The organism is Burkholderia humptydooensis, assembly GCF_001513745.1.
Taxonomy (GTDB): domain Bacteria; phylum Pseudomonadota; class Gammaproteobacteria; order Burkholderiales; family Burkholderiaceae; genus Burkholderia; species Burkholderia humptydooensis.
This window is the reverse complement of record NZ_CP013382.1, coordinates 2,899,534-2,913,543: the sequence shown is the minus strand read 5'-3', so window position 1 is coordinate 2,913,543 and position 14,010 is coordinate 2,899,534. Positions and strand designations below refer to the sequence as shown.

Below are 14,010 nucleotides of genomic sequence, written 5' to 3'. Positions count from 1 at the left end.
GCGAATGCCCGATTCACCGGATTCTTCTCCTCTTCCGCGACTAGCAACAAAAAACGGGGCCTGCTGGGCCCCGTTTCTTTTCGCTTCGTTCGTTTAGTTCGACAACAGCATCCGTTCGAGCTGCTGCAGGATTTCGTCCCGCTTTTCTCGCGTCAGGCCGCGCAGCCGCAACTCTAGCCGATCTTCGCCGTAAGACTTCAGATCGCCGACCGACACGCCGTTCAGCCTGATCTCATGTCGCTGCGCATACCGCTGCCGGCTTGCGGGCTTCGGGTTTTCCTGCGCGGTCGCCCTTCCCTTCACGATATCGGCGACCTGACGAGTGCTGAGGTCGTCGGACAGAATCTTGTTGATGAGACGCAGCGTCGAGTCGGTGCCGCGTGCCGTGTGGTAACGGCCGACCTGATACGCCATGTTCGAGCCGAAGCGATCCGGACGCGCAACCATCTCCTGCATGACGGCTTCGGGCAACTTGCCGATCGAGAGCGCAACGGCGACCGTCGATTCGTCGAGCCCGAGATGCTCGGCCAATTCCTTCTGGCTCTGGAAATACTTTTCCTCGAGAAAGCGCTTCCAGACGATCGCGTTGTCGAAGACCGTTTGTGAATCGCGTTGGACGTTGAGGTCGTAGCCGAGCTTGTAGCTTTGAATGCCGATCGGCAGATCGATGACGATCGCCTTGACCGATTCCTTGTTCGCTTCCTTCAGCGCGCGGACGCGACGGCCACCGTCGCTGACGAAGTACGAGCCGGGATTGTCGTAATCAGGGATGACGTGAATCGCTTGTTGCTGACCCTGCTTCGCCAGATTGACGGCCAGCTCCGCGATCGACGACTTCAAATAGAAGTGCCGAGGATTGAAGGGACTCGGCTTGATCGCCTTGAGCGGCAGTTCGATCACCTGACCGGACTGATAGCGGTTCTCGATTCGCCACGCGCGATATTGGTTCGACTCGTCGATCGGGTCCGTGGTGGGCGGCGTTTCGACGATTGTGACCGGGATGGTCTTCTTCGACGATTTACCGGCGGGAGCAGCGGGCGTCGCGGCCTCGGATTTGACGAGGCCATCAATTGCATTGAGTCGATCGAGCGCCGTGCGCTTTTCGCTCGTCGTGATGTCGGGGCGCGCTTGGAAGCCTTTGGCGAATTGGGAGGGTTTCATTCAGGGTCCTTTATGCGCATAAAGTCAGGGCAGCATCGCGCCGATCTCGTCGGCACATGCACGGATTTCTGCCGCTGCGAGCTTTGCGCCGCGGTCGTTCATCTGCAAGACGGTTTGGCCTAGCGCCATTGCTTGCTTGTAGGCTTCGCGCGTGGGGATTTGCGTCTTGAGAAGCGGGAAGCCGAGTTCTTCGAGCGCACGCTTCAATTCACGCGTGAGCATCCGCTTCTCTTCAGTCTTGTTCAGCAGGAACACGGCGCGAAGATCCTCGTTCATCACCTGCGCTTGCTGAATCAGTTTGACGAGGCCGACGCTCGACCAGTAGTCTGCCGGCGATGACGACGTCGGGATCACCGCAATCGTCGCGGCAAGCAATACGACGCCGGACACTTTCTCCGTAATCGACGGTGGACAGTCGACGATGATGATGTCGTAGTCGTTGATGAACTTCTTGATCTCGCGATGGATCTGGCCGCCGGCTTCGGCAAGGTTCACGACAGGAAACGGGATGCCGGTTTCGCTGTCCGCGGAGGAACTGGACCAGTGAACGAGCGTGTTTTGGCCGTCGGCGTCGATGACCAGAACGCGTCGCCCTTTTTCGTGGAATGCGGCGCCGAGGTGCATCGCAATGGTGCTCTTGCCGACACCGCCCTTTTGTTGAGTGACTGCAATGATTTCAGCCGCCAATTTTCACTCCTATTTTGATCGGGAGAATTTTACCGGACAATTTTTTTATTTCAATGAATTTGTTGTGAAGGAACGACGCGTTAGCCACCTGGCCGATGGTTTATGCGCATAAAGCCGGGGGGATGTCGATCTGAGCACGTGGAAGAAGATGGGCAGAGCCTGCGTGGTGCAATTCGCGCCTTCGTGCGGACGAAGCTATCGCGCACTGCACTTGAACTGATGCGTATGTGACGGGGCGATCGGTCTTGCGCCTATGCTGTGGCGTGCCAACGCCAACGAGCCGCGGTGGCCTTTATGCGCATAAAGCAGTGAATGGCCGCATCGCCTACCTGCGCCGTAGCGCGTAACGTGCGTCCAGCTCGGCTGATCGCGGAAAGCCGGAACGTACAGACGATTCAAGATCAGATTCCCGAGCACCAGCACCCCCTCATCGCCCGGCCGCTACAATACCCGTGTCTTTGACCTACTCCCACCTGCAACCGATGATCACGATTTATCACAACCCCCGCTGCTCCAAATCGCGCGAAACACTGGCATTGCTCGGAACGCTCAATCAGACCGGGGAGGCAATCAATGTCGTCGAGTACCTGAAGCAGCCGCCGACCGTGGCGCAACTGAAAGCGCTGCACCGCAAGCTCGGACGGCCAGTGCGCGACATGATTCGTGACAACGAAGCGCCTTATAAAGACCTCAATCTTGCCGACCCTGCCTTGTCCGATGCGCAACTGTATGACGCGATCGCGGAGCACCCTATCCTGTTGCAGCGTCCAATCGTCGTGCATGGCGACAAGGCCGCGATCGGTCGTCCGCCGGAGGTAGTGAAGTCGTTGTTCGAATAATTATTAAAAAAATAATAATTCGAAGAGGATGTCGGTGCGCGACAGCACTTCCCGCTATAGATGCGAGATGCAATGCGCGCCGACCCAACGCCGATCCGGCGCGCATCGCCCAACAGTCGCGCCGCCCGGGAGGTCCGGGGCCTGGCCATCGCTCGTCGAGACACGAGCGTTTTCACGCGTCTCTCAGTTTCGCTCTGCGGTTTCGCCAAACCCGGGAGGCTGCCGATCGGACGATTGCCAATCGTTGATTCTCCGTCGATTCGGCCGTGCACGGTCCATGCGCCTCGCACGCATCGCATCGGCCGCGCCGCTGCGCTCACTCGCTCCGTTGCGCGTCGTTCCCGCCCGCGACGCGAGCCGCTTCCCGCAGCACGCGAATCTGCATCCGGTAATTGCGGCAGCCGGTGCAAGCCGGCAGATGCACGCGCACGCGGAGTTGCTCGACGAGCGACAGCGGACGATCGAGTTCGTCCGACAAAAGTCGCGTGATGTCCTTACATTTCCCCAGTAGCATCTTCGGTCGTCAGGCCTTTTTCGGTGAGACAGGTGCGCAGCCGGGTCCGTGCGCGGTATAGCAGCACGCTGCAATGGTTCGCCTTCAGTTCGAGCTCCATGCAGATGTCGTCGATTGCGAAGTCGAGGAACTCGCGCATCATGAACACGCGGCCGATCTGCTCCGGCAGGTGATCGAGACACATCTCGAACAGCATCCAGAACTGCCGCTGCTGCAGGATCGTTTCCGGCTTCGGCCACGGACGCGGCTTCGCATGCGGCGCCCAGTGACCATTGTCCGCGAACAGTTCGCGCTCGAGAAGCGCTTCGCCATCGAGTTCGGCGTCGAGCGCCGACGCGTTGATCGTCTTTCGCCGCGCCCGGATCGTGTCGATCAGCTTGTTGCGCAGGATGCCGAACACCCAGGTCTTGTGGCTCGACAGTCCGTCGAAGCGCTCGGCCTGCGCCCATGCGGCCGCGAGCGCCTCCTGGACGGCGTCTTCGGCCGCATCGGCGTCGCGCAATTGCAGGCGCGCGAAGCGAAGTAAATCGTGGCGCAATTGCGCGAGATAGGCGGGATCGTCGTGCGCGGCGCGCGCGTGCTGCATGGGATGGCTTCCGGTTCGTGCCCGCGCGCATGCGGCACGCGCGGGCGGCAGCGCAAGATTATCCATGCGATGCGCGTCGTTGCAAGAGCGCTGCAAGCAACGCGCGTCGCCATCGCGCGCTATGCTGACATCGTAGGTCGCGCCGGCGATCGATGACAGAGACATGAAACGCATGCCGTCGACATCAATGTAACCGGCGTACATATTCATCAGGTTATCCACAGTTTCTGTGGAAAACTTTGTGGAAATCTGGTTCGAAGCCCCGATGCGCCGGGACTCAAGCTGGCTTGCACATAAAAGGGCCGGTTGGTGCGCAATCGGAAACAAAACTAGCTGATTACCTACTGAGCGGAAGGAGACGCAGATGACTTACCGCATTGCAGTGATTGTCGGCAGTCTACGGCGCGAGTCGTTCAATCGCGCGCTCGCAAACGCCGTGATTTCGGTCGCGCCAGCCGAATTGTCGTTCGAAATGATCGATATCGGCTCGCTGCCGCTCTACAGCCAGGATTACGACGCCGACTTTCCCGACGTCGCGAAACGTTTCAAGCAGACGATCGAAGCCGCGCAGGGTTTGCTGTTCGTCACGCCCGAGTACAACCGCTCGATGCCCGGCGTGCTGAAGAACGCGCTCGATTGGGGTTCGCGTCCGTGGGGCAGCAATTCGTGGTCGGGCAAGCCGGCCGCCGTGCTCGGCACGTCGCCGGGCGCGACTGGCACTGCGCTTGCGCAGCAGCATCTGCGCAACGTGCTCGCGTATCTCGACGTTCCGACGCTCGGCCAGCCCGAGATATTCATCAAGCACGATGCATCGAAGATCGACGAGCAGGGCAACATCGTCAACGACGACACGCGCAAGTTCCTGCAGGGTTTCGTCGATCGCTACGCGGACTGGGTGCGCCGGCACGCGAAGTCGGCCTGAGCAACGGCGTACTACCTTCAATCCTCATGCCCCGCGAGCCGCGCATCGCGCTCGTGCTGGATCTTCTGCAGCAAGTCGTCGAGCAGCGCGATGTCGAACGGTTTCGACAGCAGTCGCGCATGCACGCGGCGCGTCCGGTCGAATTCCTCCGCATAGCCGGTGACGAGAATCACGGGCAGCTTCAGGTCACCGCGCTCGATCGCCTCCGCGAGGTCGATCCCGTTCATCGTGCCGGGCATGTGGATGTCAGAGATCACCAGATCGAACGCGCCGGGCGCCGCCGGCTCGGCGCCCGCTGCGTTCAGCATGCGCAGCGCATCGTCCGCGTTCGGCGCGTGCGTGACCTGATGGCCGAGCAGCTCGAGCAGCGCCTCGGTGCCCGCCGCGACTTCGCCGTTGTCCTCGACGAGCAGGATTCGCAGCCCGGCGGGCGTCGATGCCGCGGGACCGTCGACGGCGTTCGGCGTATCGGCGGGCGGCACGGCGTCGGTCGTGCGCGGCAGGTAGAGCCGCACCGACGTGCCGGCGCCGGCTTCGCTGTCGATCGTCGCGAGCCCCCCCGAGCGCTCGCAGAACGCGAACACCTGCGGCAGCCCGAGGCCCGTGCCCATCCCCTTCGCCTTCGTCGTGAAAAGCGGCTCGAACGCGCGCGCGAGCACCTCGGGCGACATGCCCAGACCCGTATCCTCGACCGAGATCTGCACGAAGTCGCCCGTCAGCGGAAAACCATCCTCGCGGCGGAACGTGATGTTGTGCGCGCTGATCTTGAAGCGGCCGCCCTGCGGCATCGCGTCGCGGGCGTTGACCGCGAGATTGATCACCGCGAGCTCGAGCTCCGCGACGTCGACGCGCACGGGCCACAAATCGAGCTGCGTGTCGACGGCGAGCGTCGACTTCGAGCCGAGCGACGTCTTCAGCAGCTCGCGGCACGACGCGAGCCAGTGCGCGATGTCGATCGTCTCGCTGCGCAGCGGCTGCTTGCGCGCGACGCCGAGCAACTGGCGCGTGAGCGACTGGCCGTTCTTCAGCGCCCGCTCGATCGCGGCGAGCTCGGTGTCCAGATGCTGAACGCCGCGCCGCCGCACGATCTGCACGTTGCTCGAGATGATCATCAGCAGGTTGTTGAAGTCGTGCGCGACGCTGCCGACCAGGTTGCCGAGCGCCTCCATCTTGCGCGACTGCCGGTATGCCGATTCGATCGAGCGCCGCATCGACGCCTCCGCCTGCCAGCGCTCCCACGCCTCCTCTTCCGCGCGCAGCCGCTTGAGCGACAGCCAGATTACGCCCCACAGCGCGGCGGACGGCGCGAACATCGAGATGAACAGCACGCTCAGGTGCTCGTACCACGCGTGGCGGATCGCCGACGTGCGGTACGCGCACGATACGAACACCGGATAGCTGCCGACCTGCCGGTACGCGACGATCTCGCTGTCGCCGTCGCGCTTCACGCGCACGATGCCCGCGTGCTGATCGCCTTGCGCGCCGCCGAACGGATTCGCGCTGTCGGCCTGCGCGGCGGCGTCGCCCGGCGCGCCGCGCGGCGCGGGCGGATACGACGCGAGCACGGCGCCGTCGGTGCGCGTGAGCGCCATCGACATCGGCGCGTCGGCGCCGCCGAGCAGATCGCGATAGAACGCGTTGAAATACGACGACTTCAGCGCGATCGACACCATCCCGGCGAACGTGCCGTCGCTATGGCGCCGCGCGACGCCCGTGTTGAACACGGGCCCCGGATTCGCCGCCTTCAGCGGTCCCGGCATCACGCGCGAGATGTGCTCGATCACCTTGCCGTCGCGGATGCCGACGAAATCGTCGCGCTCCGCGATCGACGCATACGGCGCCGGGTAATAGAGGCTGTTCGCGAGCAGCATCCCGCTCGCGCCGAAGATCGACACCGACGCGACTTGCGGATAGCCGCCGCCGATCGTGTTGAGTGCATCGTGGATGTCGGCTTCGGCGTTGCGCACCGCGGCGTCGTCGAGATCCTGCACGAGATCGACGATCCGCGCGTCGAGCGTCTCCGACAGATCGAACACTTTCAGCGCGTGCTCCTCGGCGACGCGCACGGTGCGCATCGTCACGTCGCGCGCGGTCGCCTCGCGCGTGCGCATGTCGTTGTACGCCATCACCGCGACGTATACGCACGGCAGCACGATCGCGGCGATGAGCATCACGATGAGCGTCACGCGCCGCACCGCGAAATCGTGCTCCGGCGCGCCGGGGGCGAACGAAGCATCGTCCTCCCAATCGTCGTTGTCGGTCGATGTCGGGCGTGAGGCGTCGGGCCGTTCGGGCGTCATGGTGGGCGAACGAATGCGGAAAGGATTGATCGGCATCATAAACGAGTCGCGCACGCGCGATCCGCGTGGGGCGCGGAGCTTGCGCAAGGCCGGATTTCCGGCGGTTGCGCGCGCCGCGCGCAAACAGCGACGAATTCAAAAGCGCAAACGTAAGCAAAAGAATAATTTGCGTGCTTATCGCCAAAACAATTCGAGCTATTCCCGGATTCGAATTCGAGCTAATCAATTCTGTTCGAACCGCCAAAAATGGCGAGTTGCAACGCACGGGGTTTACTACCAGAATCGCGCATCGCTTTCCTATGCGGAAAACGCCCGCGATGCCCGGGCGCGGCCTCGACGAGGCCCATCCGCGGGCGGGTGCGTCAGGCGGTCGGCTGGTTCTTGCGAGCCGAGCGGTGCGCGCGTGGTCCGTCCCTCGTATCGCCAGTCGCACCTTGCCTAAAGAAGCGCGGCGAACCGTCGTTAACGCGAGACATACGACTCCGTTTACCGCCACGACAGCCATGCCCCTGCCGATTGTGATCGCCGACGATTCCTTGCTTGCCCGCAAGCTGCTGACGAAGGCGCTGCCGGCGGACTGGGACGTCGACGTGAACTACGCGTCGAACGGTCGCGAGGCGCTGGCGCTGTATCGCGACGGCAAGGCATCGGTGATGTTTCTCGATCTGACGATGCCGGACATGAGCGGCTACGAAGTGCTCGAGACGTTGCGCGGCGAGGATCTGAACACGTTCGTGATCGTCGTGTCCGCCGATATCCAACCGATGGCGCAGGCACGCGTGCGTGAGCTGGGCGCGGTGGCTTTCGTCGCCAAGCCCGTCACCTCGGAAGCATTGCTGCCCATTCTCAAGGAGTATGGGTTGTATGTCTGAGACGGTGTTGACGGCGGAGCAACGCGACGCCCTGCAGGAGATCGCCAACCTCGCGATGGGACGCGCGGCGGCGCGGCTCGCGCTTCTCCTCGGCACCTTCATCGAGCTTTCGGTGCCGCGCGTGCGCGTCGTGCGCGCGGCCGACGTCGGGCGCGTGCTGCGCGACATGACGGGCATTCACGACAACGTGACCGCCGTGCGCCAGGGCTTTCGCTCGGACATCAAGGGAGAGGCGCTGATGCTGTGCCGCAGCGCGGGCCTCGGCCAGCTCGTGTCGCTCGTCGACGACGCATACGCGGACGACGAGTTCGGCACCGTCACGCAGGCCGAGCTCGTGTTCGACATGGCAAACGTGCTGATGGGCGCGTGCGTATCGTCGATCCTCGACGAGCTCGGGCGCACGCCGGTGTTTTCGCCGCCGGGGCTGCTCGGCGAGGACATCGCGCTCGACGACGTGTTTCAGCCCGACGTGCTCGCGTGGAGCGAGACGCTTCTTCTCGAAGTGAACTTCGGCGTCGCGGACGACGGTGCGCGCACGCATTTCGTGATGCTGCTCGCGGAAGATTCGATTCGCCACATGAGCGACGCGCTCGATTCGTTGTTGTCCAGCTTATGAACCTGCTTTCCTCACTGAGCGATCTCGTCATCGAACGGGTCAGCTTCGGTATTTTCGTGGTCGACCGCGAGATGAGGGTACTCATGTGGAACCGGTTCATGCAGGATCACAGCGGCGTCGCGGCCGCCGACGTGATCGGCCGCAATCTGTTCGACAGCTTTCCGGACCTGCCGCGCGCATGGCTGTCGCGCAAGATCGAAAGCGTGTTCCAGCTCGGCGGTTTCGCGTTCAGCTCGTGGGAGCAGCGCCCGTATCTGTTCCGCTTCGATCACGACCGGCCGATCACGGGCGGCGTCGACTTCATGCAGCAGGACTGCACGTTCGTGCCGATCGCACGCGGGCGCGAAGTGGAGGCCGTCTGCGTGACGATCTCCGATGTGACGCACGTGAGCGTGATGCAGCGCGAGCGCGAGGAGGCCGTCGCGAAGCTGCAGGAATACGCGAACCGCGACGGCCTGACGGGCATCGCGAACCGGCGCTTCTTCGAGGCGCGGCTGCGCGACGAATTCTCGCGCTGGCAGCGCTACGGCGGCAATCTGTCGGTGCTGCTGTTCGATCTCGACCACTTCAAGACGATCAACGATCGCTTCGGCCACGTCGTCGGGGACAACGTGCTGCGCATGATGGCGCAGCGCGTCGCGGACGTCGTGCGCTCGCAGGACACGTTCGGCCGCTTCGGCGGCGAGGAATTCGCGCTGCTCTTGCCTTGCACGTCGCTCGACGAGGCGATGCACGTCGCCGAGAAGATCCGGCAGACGATCGGCAGCACGCCGATCGAAGCGGAAGGCGTGCGGGTGCCGGTGACGGCGAGCGTCGGCGGCGCGGCCGCGCACGCCGGCGCGCTCACGCACGAGACGCTCGTCAACGAAGCCGACGCCGCGCTCTACCGCGCGAAGCGGCAGGGGCGCAACTGCTCGGTTGCGTTCGGCTGAGGCGGCGAGGCCGGTTTGCCCCGCCTCGCTTCGTCGGACGACCGGCGTCAGCCGCGCGCGATCGCGGCGAGCGTATCGGCGACCGCGCCCGCCTGCGCAATGAACGGCGAGTGGCTGCTGTCGAGCGTGTGCACGTGCGTGCGGTTGCCGGGGGCGAGCGCGTCGGCCTCGTCGATGAAGCGCTGTTGCAGCGCCGGCAGCAGCACCCGGTCGCGCAGGCACTTGACGTAATGGCGCTCGATCGCGCCCCAGCGGGCGGCCGTGGTCTCGATGCGCGCCGCGAACGGCGCCGCGGGCACGTCGCAACTGAGCAGATGGCCGACGGCCGTGTGATCGGCGTCGTCCGCGTCGTCGCAGAGCGCGCGTTTCGCGGCCGCGCGGTATGCCGGATCTTCGCTGCGCGGGTCCATCCGCAGCGCGCCCGTCGCTTTCGGGCTCGCCATCATCAGCGGCGCGAGCATTTCGCCCTGGTTCTCCGGCGCGCGCACGTAGTCGAGCCCCTTCGTGCCGGCGGTCGGCATGAACGCGGCCAGATAGACGAGCTTCGCGATCTTCTCGGGTGCGCGCTCGGCGGCCATCGTGATCGCGATGCCGCCCATGCTGTGGCCGACCAGCACGACGCGTTCGTGACCGAGCGCGCGAGCCTGGTCGACGGTGCGCAGCACGTGGTCGACGTAATCGTCGAGCGTCGTGCCCGCGACGGGCGACGGCTCGCTCGCGAAGGCGGCGGCATCGAGCGGCCGCTTGAGGAACGACGCGGGGAAGCGGGCGTTGACGCCGTGCGCGGGCAGATCGCGTGCGATGGCCGCGTGGCCGTGCGCGGCGAGCGCGGGGATCACCCGCTCGTAGGCCCATGCGCCGTGCCAGGCGCCGTGCACCAGCACGAAAGGCAGCGGGGTCGCGGCCGCGGGGTCGCGGCGGTCGGCGGGGGTGTCGCGCGGTTCGGTCGGCAAGTCTGTCTCCTTATATCTTCGATTTGCTTCAAACTTCGGGTGCGAGCCAGCGCCATCTTAGTGACGAATCGGCGCACTGTGGCGGGTGATCGTGCCCCAAGAATGTACTCTGCCGTCGTGGGCGGCGTGTCTGGCGCAGGCTGATCTCGATTGAATTTATGAGGTTGTCAATTCTAGGGAAATTGACGAATTGTGGTTTTATCGGAGTGAAATTGGTCTTCGACGTCAACCATTGCCACGCTTCCGTCCCCTATTCCACCGGCCATTCGGCCAGGCTCCGTCCGCCAAGCCGGATCGCTCGCCACACCATCGCCAGGCATTCGCCACGACCGCGTCGCAACCGCGCCACGCTTCGCCGCCCGCCCCGAATTCGACAGCCGAACCGCGCGGCAGCGGCCTTTAAAGATTGCTATACTCACGCCCAATTCCGGTTTCCCGCCGGTAATTTGTGCCTGTCTGCGCCGATCGTTCGCGCATCTCGCACGCATTTACCATCCCCAGCCGGGCATGGCTTCTTCAATCGCCCCGCGGGGGCGTCTTAGCGGAGCTCGTCTTGGCCGTTTCCAATCCCGTCGTGGACGATAACGAAACCGACGCCGCTGCCGTCACATCGGGCAGCTCTTTCTATCTCGCGATGCGCATCCTGCCCGCGGAGCAGCGCGACGCGATGTTCCAAGTCTACGCATTCTGCCGCGCGGTCGACGACATCGCCGACGAAGGCGGCCCGCGCGCCGAGCGCGCGGCGCAGCTCGACCGCTGGCGCGCCGACATCGACGACTGCTACGCGGGCAAGCCACGCGCGTCGCTCGTGCCGCTCGCGCGCGAGATCGGCAAGTTCGGCCTGCGTCGCGAAGACTTTCACGCGATGATCGACGGCATGGCGATGGACGCCGCCGAGGATATCTGCGCGCCCGACGAAGCGACGCTCGATCTGTACTGCGACCGCGTCGCCAGCTCGGCCGGCCGGCTATCGGTGAGGATTTTCGGGATGCCGGACGAGCCCGGCCGCGAGCTGTCGCATCACCTCGGCCGCGCGCTGCAACTGACGAACATCCTGCGCGACATCGACGACGACGCGACGATCAACCGCTGCTACCTGCCGCGCGAGCTGCTCGCGCGCGAAGGGATCGCGATCGCCGATCCGCAGACGATTGCGCGCGACCCGAAGCTGCCGCGCGTGTGCGCGACGCTCGTCGAGCGCGCGCAGCAACATTTTGCGCAGGCCGACGCGGTGATGGACGCGTCGCGGCGCGCGCAGGTTCGCGCGCCGCGCATCATGTCGGGCGCGTATCGCCTGATTCTCGAAGCCGCGGTCGCGCGCGGCTTCGCACCGCCGCGCGCGCCGCTGCGCAAGCCGCGCGCGCGGATGCTGCTGCTCGTGGCGCGTTACGCGCTGTTCTGATTCGATGCGGGCGGCGCGCGCCGCATCGCCATTCGCCGTCGCGCGACACCCGCGCGGCGCATGCAACCCCCCCGGCACGCGCATGCGCGTGCCGATCCAGGTGCTCGCGGGCGCTTGGACGGCCGCAGGCCGGCCCGCGACGAACGGGCGCGCTCCGCCAGGCGAAACCGCCGGGCACGCGCCGGCAATAAGAGAGGGACCGATGAACGACATGACCGAAATGCACACGCTCGACGCCACCGCTGTGCCCGCCGCGCCGGCCGCCGCCGATGCGCCCGCCCCGTCCGCCGCGACGACCGGCCTCGACGCCGCCGTCGCGCGCGCGACCGATGCGCTGCTCGCCGCGCAGAACGCGGACGGCCACTGGGTCTACGAGCTCGAAGCCGATTCGACGATTCCCGCCGAATACGTGCTGCTCGTCCACTATCTCGGCGAGGAGCCGAACGCCGAGCTCGAGCAGAAGATCGCGCGCTATCTGCGCCGCATCCAGCAGCCGGATGGCGGCTGGCCGCTCTTCACCGACGGCGCGCCGAACATCAGCGCGAGCGTGAAGGCGTACTTCGCGCTGAAGGTGATCGGCGACGACGAGAACGCCGAGCACATGCAGCGTGCGCGCCGCGCGATCCATGCGATGGGCGGCGCGGAGATGTCGAACGTGTTCACGCGGATCCAGCTTGCGCTGTACGGCGTCGTGCCGTGGTACGCGGTGCCGATGATGCCGGTCGAGATCATACTGCTGCCACAGTGGTTCCCGTTCCATTTGTCGAAGGTGTCGTACTGGGCGCGCACCGTGATCGTGCCGCTTCTCGTGCTGAACGCGAAGCGCCCGGTCGCGAAGAACCCGCGCGGCGTGCGCATCGACGAGCTGTTCAAGAGCGCGCCCGTCAACACCGGCCTGCTGCCGAAGCAGCCGCATCAGCATGCCGGCTGGTTTGCGTTCTTCCGCGCGGTGGACGGCGTGCTGCGTCTCGCCGACGGCCTCTTCCCGCGCTATACGCGCGAGCGCGCGATCCGCCAGGCGGCGGCGTTCGTCGACGAGCGCCTGAACGGCGAGGACGGCCTCGGCGCGATTTATCCGGCGATGGCGAACGCGGTGATGATGTACGCGGCGCTCGGCTACCCCGAGGATCATCCGAACCGCGCGATCGCGCGCCAGTCGATCGAGAAGCTGCTCGTCGTCGGCGAAGAGGAGGCGTATTGCCAGCCGTGCCTGTCGCCCGTCTGGGACACGTCGCTCGCCGCGCACGCGCTGCTCGAAACGGGCGACGAGCGCGCGCGCGAAGCGGCCGTGCGCGGCCTCGACTGGCTCGTGCCGCGGCAGATCCTCGACGTGCGCGGCGACTGGATCTCGCGCCGCCCGCACGTGCGGCCCGGCGGCTGGGCGTTCCAGTACGCGAATGCGCACTATCCGGACGTCGACGACACGGCGGTCGTCGTGATGGCGATGGACCGCGTCGCGAAGCACGATCAGACGGACGCGTACCGCGAGTCGATCGCGCGCGCGCGCGAGTGGGTCGTCGGCATGCAGAGCAGCGACGGCGGCTGGGGTGCGTTCGAGCCGGAGAATACGCAGTACTACCTGAACAACATCCCGTTCTCCGATCACGGCGCGCTGCTCGATCCGCCGACGGCCGACGTGTCGGGCCGCTGCCTGTCGATGCTCGCGCAGCTCGGCGAGACGAGCGCGTCGAGCGAGCCCGCGCGCCGCGCGCTCGACTACATGCTGAAGGAGCAGGAGCCGGACGGCAGTTGGTACGGCCGCTGGGGGATGAACTACATCTACGGCACGTGGACCGCGCTGTGCTCGCTGAACGCGGCCGGCCTCGGCCACGACGATCCGCGCGTGAAGCGCGCCGCGCAATGGCTGCTGTCGATCCAGAATCCCGATGGCGGCTGGGGCGAGGACGGCGACAGCTACAAGCTCGACTACCGCGGCTACGAGCGCGCGCCGAGCACGTCGTCGCAGACCGCGTGGGCGCTGCTTGGCCTGATGGCGGCGGGCGAGGTCGACAATCCGGCCGTCGCGCGCGGCATCGGCCATCTGCTCGGCACGCAGCGCGAGCATGGCCTGTGGGACGAGACGCGCTTCACCGCGACGGGCTTCCCGCGCGTGTTCTATCTGCGCTATCACGGCTACCGCAAGTTCTTCCCGCTGTGGGCGCTCGCCCGCTATCGCAACCTGAAGCGCGCGGGTGCGGCGCGCGTGACGGTCGGGATGTAACGGCC

13 protein-coding genes are annotated in these 14,010 nt (G+C 65.4%); 7 read left to right on the top strand and 6 right to left on the bottom strand.

The window, feature by feature from the left end; genetic code table 11:
• Positions 1-93: 93 nt before the first annotated feature.
• Both AQ610_RS31710 and parA read right to left on the bottom strand, forming a co-directional pair.
• Positions 94-1,161: a ParB/RepB/Spo0J family partition protein gene (locus tag AQ610_RS31710; protein WP_006028355.1), complete on the bottom strand. Its 1,068-nt coding sequence runs from the start codon at positions 1,159-1,161 to the stop codon at positions 94-96.
• A 24-nt stretch (positions 1,162-1,185) separates the two neighbouring features.
• A complete protein-coding gene (gene parA / locus AQ610_RS31705; protein WP_006028354.1) occupies positions 1,186-1,848 on the bottom strand; it encodes a ParA family partition ATPase in 663 nt (220 codons plus the stop codon).
• A 482-nt stretch (positions 1,849-2,330) separates the two neighbouring features.
• On the opposite strand from parA, the gene arsC reads away from it, so the two are divergent.
• Complete coding sequence (arsC, locus tag AQ610_RS31700) at positions 2,331-2,687, top strand: arsenate reductase (glutaredoxin) (RefSeq protein WP_006028353.1); 357 nt, start codon at positions 2,331-2,333, stop codon at positions 2,685-2,687.
• A gap of 316 nt (positions 2,688-3,003) precedes the next feature.
• Here arsC and AQ610_RS31695 read toward each other — a convergent pair whose 3' ends face one another.
• Both AQ610_RS31695 and AQ610_RS31690 read right to left on the bottom strand, forming a co-directional pair.
• A complete protein-coding gene (locus AQ610_RS31695) occupies positions 3,004-3,201 on the bottom strand; it encodes a zf-HC2 domain-containing protein (RefSeq protein WP_009916152.1) in 198 nt (65 codons plus the stop codon).
• Entirely contained in the window at positions 3,182-3,787 is a 606-nt protein-coding gene (locus AQ610_RS31690) for an RNA polymerase factor sigma-70 (protein ID WP_009916151.1), read from the bottom strand. The genes AQ610_RS31695 and AQ610_RS31690 overlap by 20 nt, the downstream gene beginning before the upstream one ends.
• 364 nt (positions 3,788-4,151) lie before the next feature.
• Here AQ610_RS31690 and AQ610_RS31685 point away from each other — a divergent pair, with 364 nt between their 5' ends.
• Positions 4,152-4,709: an NADPH-dependent FMN reductase gene (locus AQ610_RS31685; RefSeq protein ID WP_006028350.1), complete on the top strand. Its 558-nt coding sequence runs from the start codon at positions 4,152-4,154 to the stop codon at positions 4,707-4,709.
• A gap of 17 nt (positions 4,710-4,726) precedes the next feature.
• Here the strand turns inward: AQ610_RS31685 and AQ610_RS31680 are convergent, their stop codons facing one another.
• A complete protein-coding gene (locus AQ610_RS31680) occupies positions 4,727-7,009 on the bottom strand; it encodes a hybrid sensor histidine kinase/response regulator family protein (protein WP_006028349.1) in 2,283 nt (760 codons plus the stop codon).
• A gap of 503 nt (positions 7,010-7,512) precedes the next feature.
• Between AQ610_RS31680 and AQ610_RS31675 the strand changes: the two genes are divergently transcribed.
• Genes AQ610_RS31675 through AQ610_RS31665 form a run of 3 tightly spaced genes read left to right on the top strand, consistent with a single transcriptional unit; the run spans position 7,513 to position 9,429 of the window.
• Positions 7,513-7,881 (top strand): response regulator, encoded by a 369-nt coding sequence (locus AQ610_RS31675; protein ID WP_006028348.1) that lies wholly within the window; start codon positions 7,513-7,515, stop codon positions 7,879-7,881.
• A complete protein-coding gene (locus AQ610_RS31670; protein WP_006028347.1) occupies positions 7,874-8,497 on the top strand; it encodes a chemotaxis protein CheC in 624 nt (207 codons plus the stop codon). The genes AQ610_RS31675 and AQ610_RS31670 overlap by 8 nt, the downstream gene beginning before the upstream one ends.
• Positions 8,494-9,429, top strand: a complete 936-nt coding sequence (locus tag AQ610_RS31665; protein ID WP_009916150.1) for a sensor domain-containing diguanylate cyclase — start codon at positions 8,494-8,496, stop codon at positions 9,427-9,429. Before AQ610_RS31670 ends, AQ610_RS31665 begins: the two co-directional genes overlap by 4 nt.
• A gap of 47 nt (positions 9,430-9,476) precedes the next feature.
• Here the strand turns inward: AQ610_RS31665 and AQ610_RS31660 are convergent, their stop codons facing one another.
• Positions 9,477-10,382 carry an alpha/beta hydrolase gene (locus AQ610_RS31660; protein ID WP_009916148.1) on the bottom strand — a complete coding sequence of 302 codons (906 nt, stop codon included), beginning with the start codon at positions 10,380-10,382 and terminating at the stop codon, positions 9,477-9,479.
• 553 nt (positions 10,383-10,935) lie between these two features.
• On the opposite strand from AQ610_RS31660, the gene hpnD reads away from it, so the two are divergent.
• Both hpnD and shc read left to right on the top strand, forming a co-directional pair.
• Positions 10,936-11,784, top strand: coding sequence for a presqualene diphosphate synthase HpnD (gene hpnD / locus AQ610_RS31655; protein ID WP_006028343.1), 849 nt, complete (start codon positions 10,936-10,938; stop codon positions 11,782-11,784).
• A 202-nt stretch (positions 11,785-11,986) separates the two neighbouring features.
• A complete protein-coding gene (shc, locus tag AQ610_RS31650) occupies positions 11,987-14,005 on the top strand; it encodes a squalene--hopene cyclase (RefSeq protein ID WP_006028342.1) in 2,019 nt (672 codons plus the stop codon).
• Positions 14,006-14,010 lie beyond the last annotated feature (5 nt).

Bases quoted from the DNA above. Each gene is read 5' to 3' on its own strand.
- AQ610_RS31710 (WP_006028355.1), bottom strand. From the start codon at position 1,161: ATGAAACCCTCCCAATTCGCCAAAGGCTTCCAAGCGCGCCCCGACATC.
- arsC (WP_006028353.1), top strand. From the start codon at position 2,331: ATGATCACGATTTATCACAACCCCCGCTGCTCCAAATCGCGCGAAACA.
- AQ610_RS31695 (WP_009916152.1), bottom strand. From the start codon at position 3,201: ATGCTACTGGGGAAATGTAAGGACATCACGCGACTTTTGTCGGACGAA.
- AQ610_RS31690 (WP_009916151.1), bottom strand. From the start codon at position 3,787: ATGCAGCACGCGCGCGCCGCGCACGACGATCCCGCCTATCTCGCGCAA.
- AQ610_RS31685 (WP_006028350.1), top strand. From the start codon at position 4,152: ATGACTTACCGCATTGCAGTGATTGTCGGCAGTCTACGGCGCGAGTCG.
- AQ610_RS31680 (WP_006028349.1), bottom strand. From the start codon at position 7,009: ATGACGCCCGAACGGCCCGACGCCTCACGCCCGACATCGACCGACAAC.
- AQ610_RS31675 (WP_006028348.1), top strand. From the start codon at position 7,513: ATGCCCCTGCCGATTGTGATCGCCGACGATTCCTTGCTTGCCCGCAAG.
- AQ610_RS31670 (WP_006028347.1), top strand. From the start codon at position 7,874: ATGTCTGAGACGGTGTTGACGGCGGAGCAACGCGACGCCCTGCAGGAG.
- AQ610_RS31665 (WP_009916150.1), top strand. From the start codon at position 8,494: ATGAACCTGCTTTCCTCACTGAGCGATCTCGTCATCGAACGGGTCAGC.
- shc (WP_006028342.1), top strand. From the start codon at position 11,987: ATGAACGACATGACCGAAATGCACACGCTCGACGCCACCGCTGTGCCC.